Consider the following 20,174-nt stretch of genomic DNA (forward strand, 5'->3'; position numbering starts at 1 on the left):
AGCTCTTAGATATCGGAGGATCGAAGGTGTATTTCGGCGAGCACAGGGCGCTTATGAAAACGATAGAACCTGCCGCGGCACTCATCGCAGCGGAAGGGGTAAAGACCGATCAGACGCAGCAGCGCGTCGAACGCACCGTGACCTTTCGAGTACCGGACATAGCGGGATTGCTTGCAGCGACGGCAGATTGGACGGGACATGTCCCCAACTTTCCATGTGGGAGGGTAAACGGACTCTGTCTCACACACCACCGACCCTAGCCCCTTTCCACCACCGTTGACTGCCCGATGGACTACATTGGGAGAGATCGTCGCCGACCGCGCGCTGCAACAAGAGGAGAAGTTCGATGACCCTGCTGAACGCCCCCGAGTACAACGAGAAGGTTGAAAACACCAAGAAACGCCTCCTGATCGGCATTCCTGTCGTCATTCTTCTCGGCGCCGTCATCGCCCTGGCCGGCGCTTTTACCGGTCACGGCTACTTTTTCATGAACCTTCCGGTCGAGCATCATGTGAGCGTCTTCCTCTCCGCCTGCCAGGCCGGCGAGTATGAGAAGGCCTATGGCATCTGGTGGAACGACCCCAACTGGAAGCAACACCCCGAAAAGTATCCGGACTATCCCTTCAACAAGTTCACCCGCGACTTCGAGACCGATACCGACTGGCACAGCCCGGTGAAGACCTACCACGTTGACCTGTCCAAGCGCGACGACACCGGAACAGTCGTCGCGGCAACGATCAACAACAGCCGCAAGAAGCTCTTCCTCAAGTACCAGCGCGCTGACGGCACCCTCAGCTTCACGCCGATGATCATCGAGTACTGAAGATCAACGATGCCTTTTCGGGTAGCCTCCCCCCCCGGGGTGTTGAGGTAAAGTCTATTCTTTTCTGCAACATGCAGAATGTGCTTACTGTAAAGTCTTCTCGATAAAGACTTTACAGGTAAAGTATTCAAAAATATACAGTTAGCTTTTCGTTTGCGGACTGAAGCTGAAGAAGCCCCGGCGTTGGCCGGGGCTTCTTCAGCTTCCAAGTAAATTATATGCAACAGAGGGAAACTCGCGATTCATCCGGATCTTGTTGAAGGGATGGGGTTTAACTGTTTCAGGGGCTTGACATGCGATTTTGCCGGGGTTTCCATGGAATGATCGTTACGCTGGCAGCATCTCCACCAACTCCGCCTCCGAATACTCTCCCAGCACCCGCGCATAGATGGAAAAGCCCTTCCAGAGCGCAAGGATGCAGAGCATGCCCCGCGCCGCTTCCTCCCCTTCAATCTCCGGGAGCCTTTTCATGCACTCCTCTGCCAGCGTGGACAAAGCCGCTCCATACTCCTCTGCCAGCCACCCCGGCACATCGGGATTTTCTCCTTGATTGCGTGCCATTTCAATGGAAGCCACCAGCGCCAGCATCTGCCATGGCATCCGCTCCAGCTCGACCCCAAACGAAACCATGACCGGCACGGCAGCGTACGAGGCCTCGCCTACATCGCCCTGGTGGTAGAGCCCTTCGATCAATTCGCTCCAGAGTACTGCATCCTCAGGCGCAAGCCGCAGGTGCACCAGCAGCGTCCGCGGGTCGAACGGAACCCGATACCCACCCTCTAACCCAACCCAGCGTTCATCATCCATCCGCATCAGATCATCATCTCGCAAAGCTCGTCCGATACAAACAGCGGAGCCCCGGTCGCCGCCTTCACCTCATCCACGCTCAACCCTGGAGCGATCTCCATCAGCACCAACCCATGCCGGTGACACTCGATCCACCCCATCTCCGTTGCAATCACATCCACCACCGACAGCCCCGTAAGCGGCAGCGAGCACCGCTCCACGATCTTCGGCGATCCATCCTTGGCGGTATGCTCCATCGCCACAATCACCCGCCGCGCGCTGGCTACCAGATCCATCGCCCCGCCCATCCCCTTCACCACCTTGCCGGGAATCATCCAGTTCGCCAGATTTCCCCGCGCATCCACCTCCATGGCCCCCAGGATGGAGAGATCGATATGGCCCCCGCGAATCATCGCAAAGCTCTCCGCCGACGAGAAGAAGCTGGTGCCCGGCAGAGCCGTCACCGTCTCCTTTCCCGCATTGATCAGGTCGGCGTCCTCCGTCCCAGCCGCCGGATACGGCCCAATCCCGAGCATCCCGTTCTCGCTTTGCAAGGTGACGTGGATGCCCGGAGGCACATGGTTCGCGATCATCGTCGGCATCCCGATTCCCAGGTTCACGTAGAAGCCATCCTGCAGCTCCCGCGCCACGCGCCGGACGATCCTTCCCCGCTTCTCCGCATCCGTAGCCATCAAGCCTCCGCGTGCTGCGCCAGCGACAGCAGATTGCCGTCGGGATCCTTGAACCACGCCACCCGGTCTTTGCCCGGAGCGGTCCAGATCCCGGCCTCATCGTGCTCCAGGAAGCCGAAGCGCTCAAACACCACGCCCGCGGTCGTCAGCGTCGTCACCTCGCCAACGATATCCGCGACCTCCCAGCCCAATACGGTAAACGGCATCGGGGTAAAGCTTCCGACGGTTACGATCCGGACGACCGAAGCCCCCGCCTGCACTACCAGGGCAAACGGATCCTCGCTCACGGGTGCGAGCCCAAGCTTTCCCACATAAAAAGCTCGCGCCCGTTCACGGTCCGCCGTTGGGATGAACCCCATCAAGATCCCTGTCGAAAGCATGCTGTCCCTCCTAGGTTCGAACTGTTCGCCGCTCAATTCTTCTTTCGTACGAAGGCCCCACGACCACCCGCTGCACATATACCCCAGGCGTATGAATGCCCTCCGCAGGCAACGCACCCGGTTCGACCAGTTCCTCGACCTCGGCGATCGTCATCGTTGCGGCCGCCGCCATCATCGGGTTGAAGTTCTGCGCCGTGGCCTTGTACACCAGGTTCCCATGTCGATCCCCGCGCCACGCCTTGACGAACGCGTAGTCCGCCTTCAGCCACTGCTCCATCAGGTAGGTCTTTCCCTCGAACTCCCGGGTCTCTTTCCCTGCGGCCACCAGCGTGCCTACGCCCGCCGGGGTAAAGAACGCCGGAATTCCCGCTCCGCCCGCGCGAATCCGCTCCGCGAGCGTTCCCTGCGGAATCAGTGTCACCTTCAGTGTCCCTGCGATCACCATCGTCTCGAGCAGCTTGTTCTCGCCGACGTAACTGCCAATATGAGAGGCGATCATTCCGGCCTCCAGCATTAGCCCCATTCCGAAACCATCCACGCCCATGTTGTTCGAGATGGTGTGCAGCCCCTTCACCCCGCGCCGCACCAGCGCCGCAATCAGGTTCTCCGGAATCCCGCACAGCCCGAACCCGCCCAGCATCAGCGTGGCCCCGTCGGGAATCTCCGCAACTGCCTCTTCGACGCTCGTCCAAACCTTATCCATGACGCGATCAGTCTACGCGCGTCGGCCGCGGCAGGTCGATTCTTACGAAGTGTGTCATTTGTCACACTCCGTAGGTATGATGGAAAACATTCGAGCCGCGCAGCATCTCCGCGCTGGCCCCTTTGTCTCAAAAAAATTCGGCCAGCGTACGCGTCTTCCATGGACACCGCTCTCTGAAACCACCGCACCGTTCCCGGAAGGTTGGATTTTCGCATGAGCGTTCACCTGGTCAATCCCAGCGACAACTCCTTTGGTACCGCCGTCATCACGCCGCGCTGGCTCTTCGTCCTCGCCGCCGCCACCCCGCGTTCCGCCGGCGATCCCATCCTGGTCGACGAGTCGATCGAACAGATCGCCCCCGAAACCATCCAGCCAGGCGACATCGTCGGCATCAGCGTCCATACTGGCAACGCCCTCCGTGGCTACGCGGTAGGTCGCATGGCGCGCGCCCGGGGTGCCTGGGTCATCTACGGCGGTATCCACGCCACGCTGTTTCCGGAAGAGGCTCTCGAGCGCGGCGAAGGCCACGCGATCGTCAAGGGAGACGGAGACGTCGCCTGGGGAAGGGTCGTCAACGACATCCTCCTTACCGGCAAACATGAGCAGATCTACGAAGGTGGCCGCATTGAGGGCAATCAGTTCCTCGCCGCCCGCTGGGACCTCATGCCGAAGGATAAGTACATGTGGGCCTCCGTCCAGACCATCCGCGGCTGTCCGAAACATTGCTCCTTCTGTTCCGTCTGGCGTACCGACGGCCAGAAGCCCCGCCAGCGCCAGTTCCAGTCCGTCATCGACGAAATCATTACGCTCCGGCGCCTCGGCTTCCGCTTCATCGCCCTCGCCGACGACAACTTCTATCCGGTCACCCTCACCGATCTTCGCCTCGCCCGCGAGCAGGGCAACGACACCAAGGTCGCAGAGCTTACCGCGATTCGGGAAGAGCGCTTCTCCCTCATGGCCGAGCTCGCCAAGCTCCCTAAGGACATGGTCTTCTTCACCCAGATCACCATGGAGGCAGGCGAAGATGGCGAGTACCTGGACGCCATGCGCAAGGCCAACATCAAGGGTGCCCTCGTCGGTGTGGAAGCCGTAACTCCCGAGGGACTCAAGGCTGTCTTCAAGGACTTCAACTACTCGGGCGAAGCTCTGGCCCGTCAGCTCCAGACGTTCAAGAAGCACGGCGTGCATGTCCTCGGCTCGTTTATCTTCGGTTTGCCGACGGATAAGCCGGAGACCTTCGACGCCACCGTCGAAATGGCCCTGAAGGCCGGCGTCACGTTCGCGCAGTTCGTCATGATGACGCCCTTCCCGGGCACGGTCGACTTCGGTCGCTGGGAAAAGGAGCAGGCCGCCCATCCGACCCTTGTCGGCGATGTTCCCATTACGCGTTACTGGATGATCCCAACGGAGGTGCGGCCCAAGATGTTCACGCCTCACCCCACGATGAGTTCCGGCGAGATCAGCGAGCGCACGCAGCGCGTCTGGGACAAGTTCTACGACTGGGGTCCGGTCTGGAAGCGATCGTCCTGCACGCCCAATCTGAAGTCCCGTGTGGCATTCGTCCTGCTCTCCAAGCTCTACCGGCAGATGTATGCGGGCACGGGCATCTCCACCGACTCCGCCCGCAAGCAGAAGTCGAAGAAGGCGGCACGCTGGACCGCGTCGCAGGTGCGCAAGTTCTTCTCGGCCACTCCCATGCCGGAGCTTGCATCACCGACCTGGGACATCTCGTACCAGCCGCCCATGGTGCTCGACACAAGCCCCTTCGTGCTTCTGCCCAAGTAATCTCCAAGGACGGGTGCCTCATCCTTGGTCGACGGCTGTATCGCCGGACGGGGTGGGGTTCTGCGGGCTGCTGTAAGGCTTTTTTCCACCTGCGGACCATTCCGCATCTATCGAGGGAGACATGACTCCGACAACCCTCCTCTGTCTCTCTCTCGCTCTCCTGACCACCACCTGTGTCGGTCAGGATCAGATCAGCCTCAACCCCACCCGCCCCACCATCGCCAATGCCGCGACCATTCAGGACAAGGGCGTCCTTCAGGTCGAAACCGGCTACGACGCCTATCCCGACAACCCTCCCGGCAACCAGCAGACCGTCGACACCAACCTCACCTTCGCGGCCCTCGAAAAGCTCCGTCTCGATCTCACCTGGTCCGCGTTCAATCACGAGCACGACGACTCCGGTACCACCAACGGGATCGGCACTATCACGCTCGGCGGCAAGTACGTCCTGCATAAGGAGGACTACCACCGCCCTGCACCGGGCGTGGCCTTCCAGTACGAGCTCGAACTCCCCACCGCCTCGCAGACGGACCTCAACAACCTCGGCCAGCAGTTCACCGTCCTCATCAACCATCACTATGGCAAACAGGGCGACCTCGATATCATCGCCAACGGCTCTATCGTCCAAGCCAACTGTCAGCAGAAATGCAACTACGGCGGCCAGCAGTCCTTCGCTGTGAGCTACCATCTGCAAGCGCAGACACGCCTCTACGCCGAGGTCTTCGGCCAGAACGTCTCCCAGTCCAATACCCCGCCCGGAACCTACGTCTTTACCGGCTTCTACCGCCAGGTTTCAAGCTTCTTCGGCTTCGACGGAGGCCTCCGTTTCGGCGTCTCCAACCACTCGTCCACCTACGGCACCACAATCGGTCTCGTCTTCGGCAAACGCATGTACCCCGAATCCGCAAAGAACTGATCCGAATGCCAGGAGACCCGAGATAGTCTCTACCTGGGCTCTTCCTCGTTCTTCTTCGGAGTTGTCTTCGGAGCAACTCCGAGAGCCTTCCCCACATGGCTTGCCGAGCTTCCCAGCGCGTGGATGGTGGACCGATAGCCCTTCTTCACCGCGCCGCCCGCGCTCGAAAGCGCTCCACCCGTGGACTCGCTGGCCGTATCCAGAGCGGAGCCCGTCGAACTCCCCGCCACGGAGATCGCCGAAGCCGTATTGCGTCCGCCTCCCGCCAGCGCTTCCTCCGTGCTGCTGCTCCGCGCGATGATGCCCTGTACCGGATGCCGCCCTGCATGGAACCACGCGACGTCTGTGACCGGCAACGTCTCCAGCCGCGCAACCGGGCCGGCGGGGAAGTTCGACTGCGACATCTTCGCACGCAGGGGCCATGCCGCCGACGCAATAAACAATGACCCATTCATCGGAGCATCTGCCTCCCCAAGATTGATCACCGCCGCTACCGGCAACTCCGTCATCTTCTCGCACCGGTCAGCCCCACACCCGCCCCGGCACAGCGCCTCGTTCAAATAGGAGGCATGCTTTCCCGGCGACACCCACACCGTAGCCCCATGATCCTCCGCATCGATCGTCGAGGCCCGCGCAATCTGGCTCACATCGCACACAGTCTGCTCATGCGCTCCGGCGTACCAGTAAACCGCTCTCCAGTCGGCGTCGGCGGTGGCTCTCTCCACGAGGACCGCGACATGTTCCGTATCCAGCGGATGCCCGTGACCACCACAGTCTTTCCGCCACAGGTGGTAGTAGTGAATCTCAGCCCTCATGCCCACGGCGATCTTCAGCGGGAACACCTGCCCGTAGATCGTGCCGTTCTCCGCCTCGACCTCAGGCGTCGTCACTCCAGCCTTGAACTCGGCCGGGACCGTAGAGCAATCGAGCTTGCCCACCATGAACCGTGGCTCAAACTTAAGCAGTAGTCTCTCCTCCACTGCATCGTTCAAACCGTCGTGATCGCTGTCGATCTGGGCCTTCGCCGGAACAGCCCCCACACCCGCAGCCAGCAAAAGAGCTCCAAGGAACCCAAAAAACGCACCACGCCTCGTCATAAGGCCCCTGCTCCAGAAAGTTTGAAACGGATCGGAGAATCTCGACGAACGCGCGGGGCGCAGGGAGTGGTGGGCCCACCAGGACTTGAACCTGGAACCAACGGATTATGAGTCCGCTGCTCTAACCAATTGAGCTATAGGCCCTTGCCCACTATCTTACTTGACCGTCGTCGATCCCGGCGTCGTATTCCCATCCTCGGGCGACGACGGATTCAGGTGTCCCAGCGCGTTTTCCGGCGTTCCGGACACTACCCCCACCGGCCCGGGTCCAGCCGTAGCCGGGTTGTCGCCCTTTGGCCCTGAAGGCTGCGGTGCCCCGCCATGGCCTCCGCCCTTGTTCACGGGCTCTCCCGGCTTTGCCGCATTCCGTACCTCATCCGCTGCCTGATTCGATGCCTGTGCCATCCTGGACCTCCTTCAGCCCACCGTCCGTAGGATGCAGTCCAGGGCCGATCCGCTTGTTTGCTCCCGTCATGTTCCGCTTTGCCTGTAAACTAAGCTGTCTTAGGGGCTCTTCTGTCTCCGCCCGGTCCAACGCCATCCCCTGGCATTGCATCGAAGGATCGAAGGCCTTCAAAATAAGCAACATAAAGAACCAAGTGATGGGACGGAACGCGTGACAGAAGCAGCAGGTCGTTGTTTGCAGCACACCACAGCGGTTTCGAAGCGTGCAGCGGCGTTTGTGCTGTCTGCGGGCCTTGTCCTCGCCGGCTCGCTGGCCACCGCGCAAACCGGTGCCGCACCGGCCCCTGCCGCGCAGGCAACTCCCGCTCAGCAGGCCCCTACGGTCAACACCGGCACCCCTGCCGCGACCCAGACCCGCTCCGCCGGATCCAACACGCAGCAGCAGCAGAACAACTTCGACCCTGTCACCGGACGCCGCCTCACCGACACCGACCGCACTCCCCAGGACAAGGACAACACCACCGTCGAGCGCACCGGTGCTACCCAGCCACTCAGTGAGTTTCAGCAGCTCGTGGCCACTTCCACCGGACGTACCCTCCCCATCTATGGCGCGAGCCTCTTCGGTGGCGTTCCCTCGACCTTCGCGCCTGTCGACGACCTTGCCGTCGCTGCCGACTACACCCTTGGCCCCGGTGACCAGATTCATGTTCAGGTCTTCGGTCAGGTCAACCTCGACGCAACCTACAACGTCGACCGTACCGGCTCCATCTTTATCCCCAGCGTCGGCACCTTCCACGTAGCCGGCCTCAAATTCTCGCAGCTCGCCGACTACCTCCGCACCCAGCTTGGACACGTCTACCGCAACTTCGACCTGACCGTGAATATGGGGCAGCTCCGATCCATTCCCGTCTTCATCCTCGGACAGGCTGTCCGGCCTGGCAGCTACACCATCGGTTCGCTCTCCACGTTGCTCAACGCCCTCTTCGCCTCCGGTGGTCCCACACCCCAGGGCAGCCTCCGCGACATCCAGGTCAAGCGTGCCGGTAAGACCGTCATCGACTTCGATCTCTACGACCTTCTCCTGCACGGCGACAAGAGCAACGACATCCGTCTCGAGCCCGGTGACGTCATCTTCATCCCGCAGGTCGGCCCCCAGGTCGCCATCTCCGGTTCGGTCTCCACCCCGGCCATCTACGAGCTTCACGGCGAAACCAGCCTCAAGCAGCTTGTCGACCTCGCGGGTGGTTTCACCAACGTCGCCTCCATCGCTTCGGCGCGCCTCGAGCGCATCTACGAGCACACCGAGCGCAGCATCATCGATCTCGATCTCACCGCTTCCGCCACCACCCAGCTCCGCAACGGCGATATCGTCACCATCTCGCCCATCCTAGGCCGCTTTAAGGATGCCATCACCCTCCGCGGAAACGTCGCCAACCCTGGCCGCTACGTCTGGCACGAGGGGATGCGCCTGCTCGATCTCATTCCCAGCCGCGACGCTCTCGTCACCCGCAACTACTACGACAAACTGAACCAGCTCGGCAGCGTCACCACGCAGGCCGCCAACCCTGATAAGACCGGCGAGCTTGGCGTCCGCTCCGGCATCGTAGCCGCCCCGACCACCGGCGGCAACAGCTCCTCCGGAGCCCCCGTGGCTGCGGCCCTCACCGACACCAACACGCCCTTCGCTGCCGTCAACGACGTCGTCCTGCCCGCTCCCGACATCGACTGGAGCTACGCGGTTATCTCGCGTCAGTCCAAGGTCGACCTTACCACCTCTCTGCTCGCCTTCTCCCCCGGCAAGCTCTTCCTCGAAGGCGACCAGACCCAGAACCTCGAGCTTCTCCCCGGTGACGTCGTCACGATCTTCTCCAAGGCCGACATCCGCGTCCCCGTCCGGCAGCAGACGCGCTTCATTCGTCTCGAAGGGGAGTTCAACGCCCCCGGCACCTACAGCGTGCTCCCCGGCGAGACGCTCCGCCAGCTCTTGCGGCGTGTCGGTGGTCTCACCCCAGACGCCTACCTCTTCGCCTCCCAGTTCACTCGCGAGTCCACCCGCCGCGTGGAGGTGCAGCGTCAGCAGGACTTTGCCGACTCGCTCGATGCCCAGATCGCAAGCGCGACCGCGAGCCTCGCCAATAGCGCCATCGGCACCAACGACCCAACCGCCTCCACCGCTGACGCCCGCCAGGCCGTAGCCCGTCTGCGCCGCATCCAGCCGATGGGCCGCATCGTTCTCTCGCTCCTGCCCGACAGCCGCACCGTCGACGACGTTCCCGACCTCGTCCTCGAAGACGGTGACCGCTTTATCGTCCCGCGCACCCCCTCCAGCGTCTCTGTGCAGGGCCAGGTCTACAACGCCAACGCCTTCCTCTTCGAGCGTGGCAAGCGTGTGAAGGGATACCTCCACCAGGCCGGTGGCCCCGACCGCCTCGCCGATAAGAAGCGCATGTTCGTCGTACGAGCCGATGGCTCGGTCTACTCCCAGCAATACGGCAACGTCGTGCATGCCAACATCTTTCCCGGCGACACCATCGTCGTTCCGCCCATCCTCACCCGTTCCAACCTCCTGCGGAACATCATCGGACTTACCAGCGTCGCCTCCAGCGTAGGCTTCAACCTTGCCGCACTTGTCTACCTCACCCGATAGGGCGCCCCGACGAAATGACGACTATACCGCCCAATCCGGCCCTTCCCGAGCAGCCTCAGCCCGAAGGCCGTTCCATCGACCTCTTTGAGCTCCTCGTCCGCATCCTCGCCCAGTGGAAGTTCGGCGTCGCCGTCACGCTGGTCGTCTTCATCCTCGGTGCCATCTACACGCTCCATATTCCCCCGCAGTTCGAGGCCACGGCCACCATCTTGCCGAAGCAGTCCTTCGCCGAGTCGAACTCCCTCACCACCCTCTTCAGCGGCAAGCGTCCCGCCGATCTCTACACCGGACTCCTTCACAGTCGCTCCGTCACCGACAACGTGATTCGCGCACTGAAACTCACTCCTGCCGAAGGCAAGAGCTGGGAGGGGATACGCGGTGCGCTCCAGGGCTCTCTTACGGTTGTCGTCGGGGCCGATGGTCTCCTGCGTCTCACCGTCCGCAGCGTCGACGCGCAGATGGCCATGAAGGTCTGCAACGCCTATCTGGAAGGCCTGAACGCGCAGCAGCAGACCATGGCGCTCTCGCAGGAGGTCCTGAACCGCAAGTTCTACGAGCAGCAACTGCAGATGGAGAAGGACGCCCTCGTCAAGGCGGAGAAAGACCTCGAGCAGACGCAGCTTTCCACCGGAATCATCCAGGCCGGAAGCCAGAGTGCCTCAGGCCTCGGACAGATAGCCGGACTCCAGAGCCAGATTGCGACGATGAATGTGCAGCTCGCCGGCCTGCTCCAGAGCGAGACGGAGGATAATCCTCAGGTCAAGACACTCCGCTCCCAGATTCAGCAGATGGAGGCCCAGCAGCGCGCCATGCAGACCGCCGCCCCCGCCGGGGCCGGAGCGCCGATCCCGGCAGGACGCATCCCCTCCGCCACGCTGGAGTACCAGCGCAAGCAGCGTGAAGTCACCTTCCACGAGACGCAGCTCAACTCGCTCGCTCAGCAAGCCCAGCAGGCCCGCCTCGTCGAGGCCTCTTCCGCCGATGCCTTTCAGGTCGTCGATTACGCCATCACGCCCGAGTCTCGCTCCTTTCCGCCGCGTCGCACCTATCTTTTTGCCGCTCTCGCACTTGCCGTCGCGACCGGCTTCTTCTCCATGTGCCTCCTTCTCATCTGGCGCAGGGTGCAGGCCGATCCCGACTACCAGCGCAATATGCTGGAGCTCCGCAGGATCTTCGGGCTGGCGAGGTAGACCGGCATGAGGTTCGCGGTCCGCATCCCTACGCTCGCGGACGTCATCCCCTGGCTCCTGCTCACCTTCCTGGTCCTGTTTCCCAAGGGAGGCGTCAAGTTTGCCGGCATCCCCCTTACCTGGGGATACCTCTTCCTTGGACTCATCTTCATCCCTCTCGCCCTCCTGCGCCTGGTGCGCCTGCCTATGCGTGGCTCACCGCTCACCATTGCGGTCTTTGCCTCTCTGCTGCCTTTTCAGTTCCTCTTTCTCTTCAGCATCTGGCTCAATGGAGACGACGGTCCTGCCGTTCCCGTGGCCCTCCTCACCAGCTTCATCTTTTTGCCTGCCATCTTCCTCGGTGTCTTCCCGGCCTACCTCCACCTCATCAACTACGAGCGATTTCGCCGGCAATTCTGCTTCTGCATCCTCGCCGCCGCCCTGTGGGGAATCTTCCTGTTCTTCTATCACCCGCTCATGGGGCATTACATCGAGATCCCCTACCTCACCGTCAACATCGCCGACTACGGCCTGCTCGAAACCACCAAACACATCGACCGCGGTGGCTATCTCAAGCTCATCTCCACCTACAACAATGGCAACCTCTATGGTGTAGCGACCCTCATCCTGTTTCCGTTGTATCGCCTGCTCGAACCCAAAGCCTGGAAGCGCAACGTCGTTCGGATTGCGCTCGTTCTCACCCTCTCTCGGACCGTCTGGTTTGGTCTCATCATCGAGCAGTTCCTCTCGCTCATCGTTCAGCTCCCCACGATTCTTGGCAGTTTTCCCCGCATCCGTCCCGGACGCAGCCTTCCGCAGATCATCGCCATCGGTGCCACCGTCTGCCTCGTCCTTGTGGGACTTCTCTTCAACGGCAACGGCCTCGGATTCCTCTTCAACGGCGGGCTGGGCGGTCGCGAAGGAGAAATTCCAGCCTTCAGCCAGCAAACCCTCGTCCCCACCGTCCCCGTCGGCCCAATCGCCGAGCTCGTCTACGCCTCCGTCCTGGCCAGTTACGGCATCATCGGACTGTTGGCCTTCCTGCTCATCTTCTTCATGCCCGTCATCCTGCTCATCTTCAATCCGTGGTTGGCCCAGACCCCATCTCGACGCGCCGCCGTCAAGGGACTCATCCTCTACTCCATCGTTGCCAGCATCGATGGAGCGATCCTCCTCATCCCGGTCCTGGTCTTCTACTTCTTCTGCTACATGGTTCTTCTCCACGGCCTACCCGGGGAATCAACTGCGAACAGGCCGGCTGCTCCGCATCTCGATGCTGAGAATGGGTTCGCCCGGAGCGTCCTCACCTGAAGATGCCATGCGGAGGGTTTCAACACCTTCCGCCAAGGACACAACAGCATCCAGCACCGCCGTACCCAAACTGGGCCTCCTCCCTCGTCCGCGCTCGCTCCTTCCCCCGCAGTTGCAATAGACTGAACGTACAGGCAGTCACGAAAACGGAGTCATGTGAGCGAACAAAACAGCATCCTCGTCACCGGCGGAGCGGGCTTCATCGGCTCGAACTTTATCCTCGAATGGTTTGCTGCGGGTGAAACTGCATCCGTCGTCAACCTTGACCTGCTCACCTATGCCGGCAACCCGGCCAACCTGGCCAGCCTCCAGGACAATCCCGCTTACACCCTCGTCCATGGCGACATCTGCGACCAGGCGCTCGTCACTGAACTCTTCACCACGCACCGCCCCCGCGCGATCGTCCACTTCGCCGCCGAGAGCCACGTCGACCGCTCCATCGTGGGCCCCGAAGCTTTTCTAAGAACGAACATCGACGGCACCTTCAACCTCCTCCGCGCTGCTCGCGCCTACTACGACACTCTCGAAGGTGCCGAGAAGGAAGCCTTCCGCTTCCTCCACGTCTCGACGGACGAGGTCTACGGCACTCTCTCGCCCACCGACCCCGCCTTCCACGAGAACACTCCCTTCGCGCCCAACTCCCCCTACGCCGCCTCGAAGGCCTCGTCCGACCACCTCGTCCGCGCCTGGCAGCACACCTACGGACTCCCCACGCTCATCACCAACTGCTCCAATAACTACGGGCCCTACCAGTTTCCGGAAAAGCTCATTCCGCTGATGATCAACAACGCTCTCAGCGGCAAGCCTTTGCCCATCTACGGCGACGGCCAGCAGGTCCGCGACTGGCTCTACGTCGGCGATCACTGCTCGGCTATCCGCACCGTCCTTGCGACGGGACGGATCGGTGAGACTTATAACGTCGGTGGCGGCAACCAGCGCGCCAACCTTGACGTGGTCGAGACCGTCTGCGGCCTCCTCGACGAGCTCCGCCCGGCGTCCCCCCACGCACCACACATCCAGCTCAAGCGCTACGTGCAGGACCGTCCCGGCCACGATCGCCGCTACGCCATCGATGCCACCAAGCTCGAGACCGAGCTGGGCTGGCGCGCTGCTGAAAGCTTCGAAACGGGCCTCCGCAAGACCATCGAGTGGTACCTCGCCAATCCCGAGTGGATCGAATCGGTCACCTCGGGCGCGTATCAGCAGTGGATCAGCAAAAACTACGGGCACCGTAGCTAAACCGCAACTTAGGCAAGCAGAATGGTTTAGCCGTAATATGCTCATCGACGATCGTTGTAGCGACAACCCAACGGAAGCAGGGCGTCACATGAAGGGAATCATCCTTGCCGGGGGCTCCGGCACCCGTCTCCACCCGGTCACGCAGGCGGTTTCCAAGCAACTCCTGCCCGTCTACGACAAGCCGATGATCTACTATCCGCTTTCGGTCCTCATGCTGGCCGGCATCCGCGACATCCTCATTATCTCCACTCCCGTCGACACCCCGCGCTTCGAGCAGCTCCTGGGCGACGGCAAAAAGTGGGGCATCAGCCTCCAATACGCCGTCCAGCCCTCTCCCGACGGACTCGCCCAGGCATTTTTGATTGGCGAAGAGTTCCTCGCCGGCGAAGGCTGCTGCCTCGTCCTTGGCGACAACATCTTCTACGGCCACGACTTCGCCAAGACACTCCGCGAGGCCGGCCAGCGCGCTTCGGGAGCCACCGTCTTCGCCTACGCCGTCCAAGATCCCGAGCGCTATGGGGTTGTCGAGTTCGATGAGAACCGCAAGGCCATCTCCCTCGAAGAGAAGCCTCTCAAACCCAAGAGCCGCTACGCCGTCACCGGAATCTACTTCTACGACAAGCAGATCGTCGATGTAGCCAAGTCCATCAAGCCCAGCCCCCGCGGCGAACTCGAGATCACCGACGTGAATCGTTGGTATTTGGAGCGCGGCGAGCTCCGCACCGAGATCATGGGACGCGGCATGGCCTGGCTCGACACCGGCACCCACGACTCCCTCCTTGAAGCCTCCAACTTCATCTCCACCATCGAGCATCGTCAGGGCCTCAAGGTCGCCTGCCCGGAGGAGATCGCCTACCGCCTCGGCTATATCGACGGCAACCAGCTTAAGACCCTGGCCGAAGCCATCAAAAAGTCCACCTACGGCCAATACCTCGCCCGCCTCATCGACGAAAAGGTCTACTAGCGTGGCTCTCGACCCAATCCGCATCCTCGTCACCGGAGCGGCCGGACAGGTAGGGGGCGAACTCCTCCAGTGCCTCGCTCCCCTCGGCGACATCCTGGCACCCTCTCGTGCCGAGCTGGACCTCGCCAATCCTGTCGCGATCGAAACCTATCTGCGCGAAACCGAGCCCCACTGGATCGTCAATCCGGCCGCTTACACCGCCGTCGATAAAGCCGAGTCCGAGCCAGAGCTCGCTCACGCCATCAACGCCCTCGCCCCCGCGGTCATCGGTCGCGAAGCCAAAACCCTCGGCGCCAAGGTTATCCACTTCTCCACCGACTACGTCTTCACGGGGCAGGGAACCATCCCTTGGGTCGAAAGCGACGCTACCGGCCCCCTGGGCGTCTACGGAGCCACCAAGCTTGCCGGCGAACAAGCCCTCCTCGCCACCGGAGCCGAAGCCGTCATTCTCCGCACCTCCTGGGTCTACGGAGCGACCGGCAAGAACTTCCTTCGCACCATTCTGAACCTGGCAAAGGCAAAAGAAGAGCTCCGCATCGTAGGCGACCAGCACGGCGCGCCCACCTGGTCACGCGACCTCGCGCGTCTCTCCGCCCACATCCTCCGTAGCGGCACCTTCACCCCCGGCATCTATCACGCCGCCGGATCCGGCGAGACCACCTGGGCCGGCTTTGCCGACGAGGCCGTTCGTCTCACGCAGCTTCGTCTCCCCGAAGCCAAGCTCGCCAGAATCACGCCTATCCCATCCAGCGAGTACCCCACACCCGCCGCTCGCCCCGGCAACTCCCGTCTCAACTGCACCAAACTCAAAGAAACTTACCACTACACCATGCTCGACTGGCACGACTCCCTCGCCCAGGTGCTCGCGGAGCTCGCATGACCTTCGACCACATCGGCCTGGTCGTCGAAGACATCGTCGCCGGCCGTGCCTTCCTCGAAGCGACCCTCCAGCTTAACCAGTGGACCGCCATCACCCATGACGAGGTCCTCGGCGTAAGCGTCCAGTTTGGCCGCTCGGAGACCACACCCACCATCGAGCTCATCTCCCCGCTTGGCGCCACGAGCCCCATCACCGCCGCTCTCCGCGGCAGCAAAAGCATCCTCAATCATCTCGCCTACACGGTTGAGAACCTGGCCGAAGCAGGCCTGGATCTACGCGGCCAGGGATGCCTCCCCGCCGGCGATCCCAAGCCCGCCAGGGCGTACGGAGGAGCCCACGTTCAGTTCTGGGTCTCCCCCCTCCGCTTCCTGATTGAGCTTATCGAAGCCCCGGGCCACGCTCATCCCTTCAGCGACTAGGCTCGGAAGATTCCCGCGAACGCATCCCGCTCCTTCGCGAAGACGACAAACCACAGCACCGTAGCAAGGGCTCCCGGAATAATCCCGGCCGGCTGCATCAGTCCGTGGAACAGCAGAATATTCACGATCACGGGCCCGATCAGCGTAAGCGCCAGCGGCACATACTTGCCCACCAGAAACAAGATTCCGCACACAATCTGGATCGCAAACACCAGCACCATGTAATGCGTGCCTGCGAGCACCATGACAAAGGTCAGCGCATCCCCCGGAGCCATCGGCGGCTGCGGAATAAAGTGCAGAAACCCGTTCAAACCAAACACCGTAAACATCACACCCAACAGAATCCGGGCAATCAAAGCGGCAATCTTCATACATCCTCCTGAACGACATCTGTCGTCTACATATAAACGACAGATGTAGCTTAAGCAACACAAGTTGCAAAAATTGTTACCCTAAAGCGAGAGCCATGCCGCCAAATTCCACCGATCCACGCATTCGCCGCACCCGCCATCTGCTCCAGCAGGCCCTCGCGAATCTCCTCGCCACACGCGAGTTCGACAAGATCTCCATCCAGGAGATCGCCGACGCGGCGACCGTCAATCGCGTCACCTTCTACGACCACTACGCCGACAAGTTCGCGCTCCTGGACGACATGGTCGCCACCCGCTGCCACGACCTGATCACCCAGCGCGGCATCACCTTCGATTGCTCCACGGCTCTCACCGGCATCGTCCAGGCCCTCTGCGACTTCCTCACCTCGACCCCCGGCCCATCCTGTCCCTCCCAGCAGATGGAGCCCCACCTCGAGTCCGCCGTCATCCGCGTCGTCCGCACCATGCTCCTCGATGGCATCCAGCGTCATCCCGTTCCCGGCGTTGCTCCCGGTATGCTCGCCTCCACCGTTGCGTGGGCCATGTTCGGAGCCGTCAAGGAGTGGTTCTGCACCCCCAACCACGGCCCGTCGAGTGAGATCGTCGCAACCGTCGTTCATCTCATCGATCCCCTTATGCACGTCCAGCTCCCGTCCCCCCAATAACCCGCAGCTTATTGATATCCTTCAGGGATGACAGCACCGTTCCACCCCGGGTGTCTCCTTTGAGTTCCGCAGCCTGCACCATCGTCTCCCCCAACTATCTTGCCTACGCCCGCACGCTGGCATCGTCGTACATGGCGCACCACCCCGGCCACCGCTTCTTCGTCCTCGTCGTCGCCGATCACGCCGAGCCCTCCGTCTTCGCCTCCGAAGCCGACGTCTTCACCCCGGTTTCGCTCCATCACATCGGCCTCGAAGACGTCTATCGCGAAGCCATGAAGTACGACATCCTCGAGCTCAACACCAACGTCAAGCCGACCTTCCTCAAGCACCTCATCGGCACCTATGACCTTGAGAAGCTCGTCTATCTCGACCCCGACATCTTCGTCTACGCCCCCCTCACCCCGGTCTTCGACGCGCTCGACCATCACGACGGCGTCCTCACCCCCCACATCACCACGCCGGTCTTCGACGGCAAATCACCCTCCGAGCAGGACCACCTCTACAACGGCACCTACAACCTCGGCTTCTTCGGTGTTCGGCGGTCGCCGCAGAGCGACCGGATCCTCGCCTGGTGGGAGCAGCGCTGCCTGGAACTCGGTTTTAGCGAAGGCCGCAGCGGCCTTTTCGTCGACCAGAAGTGGATGAACCTCGCGCCTGTCTTCTTCGACGTAGGCATCCTTCCTCACCTTGGCTTGAACATGGCTTACTGGAACCTGCACGAGCGCTCTTTGACCGAAACCGCCACAGGCTATGTGGTTAACCAGACAGAGCTTCTCCGCTTCTTCCATTTCAGCGGCATCACCGTCTCCGATCCCGCGATGCTGTCCAGGAACACCGATCGCTACACGCTCGCAGACCGACCCGACCTCCATCGCCTCTTCGCCGACTACAAGGCCCACGTCAACGCCAGCCACGACCTCGCCCTTGAGGCCATCCCGTACGGCTTCGACACTTTTTCAGACGGAACCGCCCTCAACCGCCTCGCCCGCCGGATTTACTCAAAGCACCACGCGCGCTGGACTGGGCAGAACCCCTTCGACGCTCGTGGCCCCTTCGCCGCGTTCGCCAAAAAGCTTGGCCTCGTCAAAGGGAAGGCCGCCCCGGCGAAGGCCGGATGGAGTGAGTTCAACCCCCACGACCGCCGGATCGACCTGGTTCACCGCCTCCTCAAGACCGCCCTCCGCGCCCTTGGCCCCACCCGCTACGACATGCTGATGCGCTACCTTGCCTTCATCTCCATCCTGCGCAATCAGAGCGTGTTTCTCGACGACAGCAAGCCATGAAGTCCATCCTCATCGTCAAATTCGGCGCGATCGGCGATGTCGTCATGGCCGTCGCGGCCGTTCGCGCCTTCGCACGGCCGGCCGATACAGTGGACTGGCTTTGCGGCAAAGCCGTCGCCCCCCTTCTCGCATGCTACCCCTGGATCAACCCCATCGTCGCCGACGACAAGGCCATTTTCGGTGGCAGCGCCCCGGCCCGCGTTCGCGAGATCGCCCGCATCTGGCGTCTCCTCTCCCGCCGTCGCTACGACCTCTGCGCCACCCTCTACTACGACCCCCGCTACCGCATCCTCACCCTGCCCGTCCGCGCCGCCAGCAAGCTGCATCTCGATAAACAGGACCGCGCACGCCGCATTCTGCCCGGTCGCCATCACTCCCGCGAAATCCTCCGCATTCTTTCCGGCCGCCCCGACGACGCCGACGAAATCAGCATCCCGCCCGCGCGCCCCGAACATCTCCCTCCCAGTCCTCTTCCCAACCGTGCCGCGCCCATCCGCGTAGCCATCGTCCCCGCGGGCGCCAGCAACATGCTCCGCCAGCAAACCCTTCGCCGCTGGCCGGTCGAGCTCTATGTCGAGCTCACCCGCCAGCTCCTCGCCCGCGGTTGGGAGGTCGTCCTCATCGGCGGCCCCGACGACTCCTGGGTTCAGCCGGCCTTCGCTCCGCTGGCCTGTCCCGCGCTCATCGATACCATCGGCTCCCTCACTCTGCCGCAGGTCGTCGCCGCCTTCGGCGACTCGGACGTCGCCATCTCGCACGACACCGGACCCCTTCACCTGGCAGGCATCACTCCCGTCCGGATCGTCGCACTTTTCGGCCCGACCGACCCCGCCTCGTTCCTCCCTCGCGGCCAAAACGTCACGGCCATCTGGGGTGGAGACCATCTCTCCTGCCGCCCCTGCTACGACGGACAGGACTTCGCCCCTTGCACCAGCAACCTGTGCCTGCAGGAGATCACCCCAGCGATGGCCCTCGGTCAGATCGATGCCCTCTTCGGAGGCCCTGGCGGCCAACCGTGGCAAATTCTTCAACCCTTCAACCTGCGTGGAGTCCCATCCGAATGATCCAAAGAGCACTCTTCCTCGACCGCGACGGCGTCATCAATCACGAGATCGGCTATCTTCACCGCGCCGAGGACGTCACCTTCGTCGAGGGCATCTTCTCCCTCTGCCGCACCGCCATGAGTCTTGGCTACCGCATCATCGTCGTCACTAACCAGGCCGGCATCGCGCGCGGCTACTACTCGGTCGCCCAGTTCGACGGCCTCATGGACTGGATGCGCGCGCAGCTTCGCAAGGAGCATGTCGAGCTCGACGCCGTCTATTACTGTCCGTACCATCCTGAGCACGGCCTGGGCGAGTACCGCCGCGACCATATCGACCGCAAACCTGCTCCGGGCATGCTCCTGCGCGGAGCCGCCGAGTTCGGCATCGATCTGGCCCAGTCGGTCATGATCGGCGATCGCTGCTCAGACATTGGGGCAGCGAATAACGCCGGTCTCCGTCAGGCCTTCCTCATCGCGGGCACGGAGGAAGGCCCCTGCGAGGGCACCTACACGCCTATCGGAAGGCTGGACGAAGCCGAATCGTGGCTCAAAAGCATCGGATAGGAACTCCATGGAATCCGTCCGGAAGGACAT

General features: G+C 62.2%; 21 protein-coding genes and 1 tRNA gene. 14 read left to right on the forward strand and 8 right to left on the reverse strand.

Annotated features, from left to right (window positions below):
- The first annotated feature begins 346 nt into the window (after nucleotides 1-346).
- Nucleotides 347-823 carry a hypothetical protein gene (locus BM400_RS04745; protein ID WP_089837100.1) on the forward strand — a complete coding sequence of 159 codons (477 nt, stop codon included), beginning with the start codon at nucleotides 347-349 and terminating at the stop codon, nucleotides 821-823.
- A 327-nt stretch (nucleotides 824-1,150) separates the two neighbouring features.
- On the opposite strand, the gene BM400_RS04750 is transcribed toward BM400_RS04745, so the two are convergent.
- The 4 genes from BM400_RS04750 to BM400_RS04765 are packed head-to-tail and all read right to left on the reverse strand — an operon-like array spanning nucleotide 1,151 to nucleotide 3,384.
- A complete protein-coding gene (locus BM400_RS04750) occupies nucleotides 1,151-1,630 on the reverse strand; it encodes a hypothetical protein (protein ID WP_141223808.1) in 480 nt (159 codons plus the stop codon).
- Nucleotides 1,631-1,635: 5 nt separating this feature from the next.
- A complete protein-coding gene (locus BM400_RS04755; RefSeq protein ID WP_089837104.1) occupies nucleotides 1,636-2,301 on the reverse strand; it encodes a 3-oxoacid CoA-transferase subunit B in 666 nt (221 codons plus the stop codon).
- The gene (locus tag BM400_RS04760) at nucleotides 2,301-2,681 is read right to left on the reverse strand and encodes a VOC family protein (RefSeq protein WP_089837106.1); all 381 of its coding nucleotides are present in this window, start codon (nucleotides 2,679-2,681) and stop codon (nucleotides 2,301-2,303) included. The genes BM400_RS04755 and BM400_RS04760 overlap by 1 nt, the downstream gene beginning before the upstream one ends.
- A 10-nt stretch (nucleotides 2,682-2,691) precedes the next feature.
- Complete coding sequence (locus tag BM400_RS04765; RefSeq protein ID WP_089837109.1) at nucleotides 2,692-3,384, reverse strand: CoA transferase subunit A; 693 nt, start codon at nucleotides 3,382-3,384, stop codon at nucleotides 2,692-2,694.
- Nucleotides 3,385-3,597: 213 nt separating this feature from the next.
- Between BM400_RS04765 and BM400_RS04770 the strand changes: the two genes are divergently transcribed.
- Nucleotides 3,598-5,169: a B12-binding domain-containing radical SAM protein gene (locus BM400_RS04770; RefSeq protein WP_089837111.1), complete on the forward strand. Its 1,572-nt coding sequence runs from the start codon at nucleotides 3,598-3,600 to the stop codon at nucleotides 5,167-5,169.
- Nucleotides 5,170-5,290: 121 nt separating this feature from the next.
- Nucleotides 5,291-6,085 carry a transporter gene (locus BM400_RS04775; protein WP_089837113.1) on the forward strand — a complete coding sequence of 265 codons (795 nt, stop codon included), beginning with the start codon at nucleotides 5,291-5,293 and terminating at the stop codon, nucleotides 6,083-6,085.
- Nucleotides 6,086-6,114: 29 nt separating this feature from the next.
- On the opposite strand, the gene BM400_RS04780 is transcribed toward BM400_RS04775, so the two are convergent.
- The 3 genes from BM400_RS04780 to BM400_RS21575 all read right to left on the reverse strand — a co-directional run bounded on the left by BM400_RS04780 (nucleotide 6,115) and on the right by BM400_RS21575 (nucleotide 7,587).
- Nucleotides 6,115-7,182 carry a hypothetical protein gene (locus tag BM400_RS04780; protein ID WP_245781682.1) on the reverse strand — a complete coding sequence of 356 codons (1,068 nt, stop codon included), beginning with the start codon at nucleotides 7,180-7,182 and terminating at the stop codon, nucleotides 6,115-6,117.
- Nucleotides 7,183-7,249: 67 nt separating this feature from the next.
- Nucleotides 7,250-7,326, reverse strand: a tRNA-Ile gene (locus BM400_RS04785).
- A gap of 12 nt (nucleotides 7,327-7,338) precedes the next feature.
- Nucleotides 7,339-7,587: a hypothetical protein gene (locus BM400_RS21575; protein ID WP_141223809.1), complete on the reverse strand. Its 249-nt coding sequence runs from the start codon at nucleotides 7,585-7,587 to the stop codon at nucleotides 7,339-7,341.
- Between the two features lie 211 nt (nucleotides 7,588-7,798).
- On the opposite strand from BM400_RS21575, the gene BM400_RS04795 reads away from it, so the two are divergent.
- The 7 genes from BM400_RS04795 (at nucleotide 7,799) to BM400_RS04825 (ending at nucleotide 16,216) form a co-directional block, all read left to right on the forward strand.
- Entirely contained in the window at nucleotides 7,799-10,234 is a 2,436-nt protein-coding gene (locus BM400_RS04795) for an SLBB domain-containing protein (RefSeq protein WP_245781683.1), read from the forward strand.
- 14 nt (nucleotides 10,235-10,248) lie between these two features.
- Nucleotides 10,249-11,424 carry a GumC family protein gene (locus BM400_RS04800; RefSeq protein ID WP_089837119.1) on the forward strand — a complete coding sequence of 392 codons (1,176 nt, stop codon included), beginning with the start codon at nucleotides 10,249-10,251 and terminating at the stop codon, nucleotides 11,422-11,424.
- A gap of 6 nt (nucleotides 11,425-11,430) precedes the next feature.
- Entirely contained in the window at nucleotides 11,431-12,714 is a 1,284-nt protein-coding gene (locus tag BM400_RS22755; protein ID WP_089837121.1) for a hypothetical protein, read from the forward strand.
- A 156-nt stretch (nucleotides 12,715-12,870) separates the two neighbouring features.
- Nucleotides 12,871-13,953: a dTDP-glucose 4,6-dehydratase gene (rfbB, locus tag BM400_RS04810; protein ID WP_089837123.1), complete on the forward strand. Its 1,083-nt coding sequence runs from the start codon at nucleotides 12,871-12,873 to the stop codon at nucleotides 13,951-13,953.
- A gap of 88 nt (nucleotides 13,954-14,041) precedes the next feature.
- Nucleotides 14,042-14,917 carry a glucose-1-phosphate thymidylyltransferase RfbA gene (gene rfbA / locus BM400_RS04815; protein WP_089837125.1) on the forward strand — a complete coding sequence of 292 codons (876 nt, stop codon included), beginning with the start codon at nucleotides 14,042-14,044 and terminating at the stop codon, nucleotides 14,915-14,917.
- A gap of 1 nt (nucleotide 14,918) precedes the next feature.
- The gene (gene rfbD / locus BM400_RS04820; protein WP_217644079.1) at nucleotides 14,919-15,797 is read left to right on the forward strand and encodes a dTDP-4-dehydrorhamnose reductase; all 879 of its coding nucleotides are present in this window, start codon (nucleotides 14,919-14,921) and stop codon (nucleotides 15,795-15,797) included.
- Nucleotides 15,794-16,216 (forward strand): VOC family protein, encoded by a 423-nt coding sequence (locus tag BM400_RS04825; RefSeq protein ID WP_089837127.1) that lies wholly within the window; start codon nucleotides 15,794-15,796, stop codon nucleotides 16,214-16,216. Before rfbD ends, BM400_RS04825 begins: the two co-directional genes overlap by 4 nt.
- Here the strand turns inward: BM400_RS04825 and BM400_RS04830 are convergent.
- Nucleotides 16,213-16,587: a DoxX family membrane protein gene (locus tag BM400_RS04830; protein ID WP_089837129.1), complete on the reverse strand. Its 375-nt coding sequence runs from the start codon at nucleotides 16,585-16,587 to the stop codon at nucleotides 16,213-16,215. The genes BM400_RS04825 and BM400_RS04830 overlap by 4 nt on opposite strands.
- 95 nt (nucleotides 16,588-16,682) lie before the next feature.
- On the opposite strand from BM400_RS04830, the gene BM400_RS04835 reads away from it, so the two are divergent.
- From BM400_RS04835 to BM400_RS04850, 4 genes are read left to right on the forward strand one after another with little or no spacing between them, the layout of a single operon-like run.
- The gene (locus tag BM400_RS04835) at nucleotides 16,683-17,252 is read left to right on the forward strand and encodes a TetR/AcrR family transcriptional regulator (RefSeq protein WP_089837131.1); all 570 of its coding nucleotides are present in this window, start codon (nucleotides 16,683-16,685) and stop codon (nucleotides 17,250-17,252) included.
- Nucleotides 17,253-17,302: 50 nt separating this feature from the next.
- The gene (locus tag BM400_RS04840) at nucleotides 17,303-18,535 is read left to right on the forward strand and encodes a glycosyltransferase family protein (RefSeq protein ID WP_089837133.1); all 1,233 of its coding nucleotides are present in this window, start codon (nucleotides 17,303-17,305) and stop codon (nucleotides 18,533-18,535) included.
- Entirely contained in the window at nucleotides 18,532-19,599 is a 1,068-nt protein-coding gene (locus tag BM400_RS04845; protein ID WP_089837135.1) for a glycosyltransferase family 9 protein, read from the forward strand. Before BM400_RS04840 ends, BM400_RS04845 begins: the two co-directional genes overlap by 4 nt.
- A complete protein-coding gene (locus BM400_RS04850) occupies nucleotides 19,596-20,144 on the forward strand; it encodes a D-glycero-alpha-D-manno-heptose-1,7-bisphosphate 7-phosphatase (RefSeq protein ID WP_089837137.1) in 549 nt (182 codons plus the stop codon). Before BM400_RS04845 ends, BM400_RS04850 begins: the two co-directional genes overlap by 4 nt.
- Nucleotides 20,145-20,174 lie beyond the last annotated feature (30 nt).

The sequence above is a fragment of the Granulicella pectinivorans genome, from assembly GCF_900114625.1.
GTDB lineage: Bacteria > Acidobacteriota > Terriglobia > Terriglobales > Acidobacteriaceae > Edaphobacter > Edaphobacter pectinivorans.

Coding starts and splice junctions, on each gene's coding strand:
- BM400_RS04745 (WP_089837100.1), top strand. CDS start 347: ATGACCCTGCTGAACGCCCCCGAGTACAACGAGAAGGTTGAAAACACC.
- BM400_RS04750 (WP_141223808.1), bottom strand. CDS start 1,630: ATGGATGATGAACGCTGGGTTGGGTTAGAGGGTGGGTATCGGGTTCCG.
- BM400_RS04755 (WP_089837104.1), bottom strand. CDS start 2,301: ATGGCTACGGATGCGGAGAAGCGGGGAAGGATCGTCCGGCGCGTGGCG.
- BM400_RS04760 (WP_089837106.1), bottom strand. CDS start 2,681: ATGCTTTCGACAGGGATCTTGATGGGGTTCATCCCAACGGCGGACCGT.
- BM400_RS04765 (WP_089837109.1), bottom strand. CDS start 3,384: ATGGATAAGGTTTGGACGAGCGTCGAAGAGGCAGTTGCGGAGATTCCC.
- BM400_RS04770 (WP_089837111.1), top strand. CDS start 3,598: ATGAGCGTTCACCTGGTCAATCCCAGCGACAACTCCTTTGGTACCGCC.
- BM400_RS04775 (WP_089837113.1), top strand. CDS start 5,291: ATGACTCCGACAACCCTCCTCTGTCTCTCTCTCGCTCTCCTGACCACC.
- BM400_RS04780 (WP_245781682.1), bottom strand. CDS start 7,182: ATGACGAGGCGTGGTGCGTTTTTTGGGTTCCTTGGAGCTCTTTTGCTG.
- BM400_RS21575 (WP_141223809.1), bottom strand. CDS start 7,587: ATGGCACAGGCATCGAATCAGGCAGCGGATGAGGTACGGAATGCGGCA.
- BM400_RS04800 (WP_089837119.1), top strand. CDS start 10,249: ATGACGACTATACCGCCCAATCCGGCCCTTCCCGAGCAGCCTCAGCCC.
- BM400_RS22755 (WP_089837121.1), top strand. CDS start 11,431: ATGAGGTTCGCGGTCCGCATCCCTACGCTCGCGGACGTCATCCCCTGG.
- rfbA (WP_089837125.1), top strand. CDS start 14,042: ATGAAGGGAATCATCCTTGCCGGGGGCTCCGGCACCCGTCTCCACCCG.
- BM400_RS04825 (WP_089837127.1), top strand. CDS start 15,794: ATGACCTTCGACCACATCGGCCTGGTCGTCGAAGACATCGTCGCCGGC.
- BM400_RS04830 (WP_089837129.1), bottom strand. CDS start 16,587: ATGAAGATTGCCGCTTTGATTGCCCGGATTCTGTTGGGTGTGATGTTT.
- BM400_RS04835 (WP_089837131.1), top strand. CDS start 16,683: ATGCCGCCAAATTCCACCGATCCACGCATTCGCCGCACCCGCCATCTG.
- BM400_RS04845 (WP_089837135.1), top strand. CDS start 18,532: ATGAAGTCCATCCTCATCGTCAAATTCGGCGCGATCGGCGATGTCGTC.
- BM400_RS04850 (WP_089837137.1), top strand. CDS start 19,596: ATGATCCAAAGAGCACTCTTCCTCGACCGCGACGGCGTCATCAATCAC.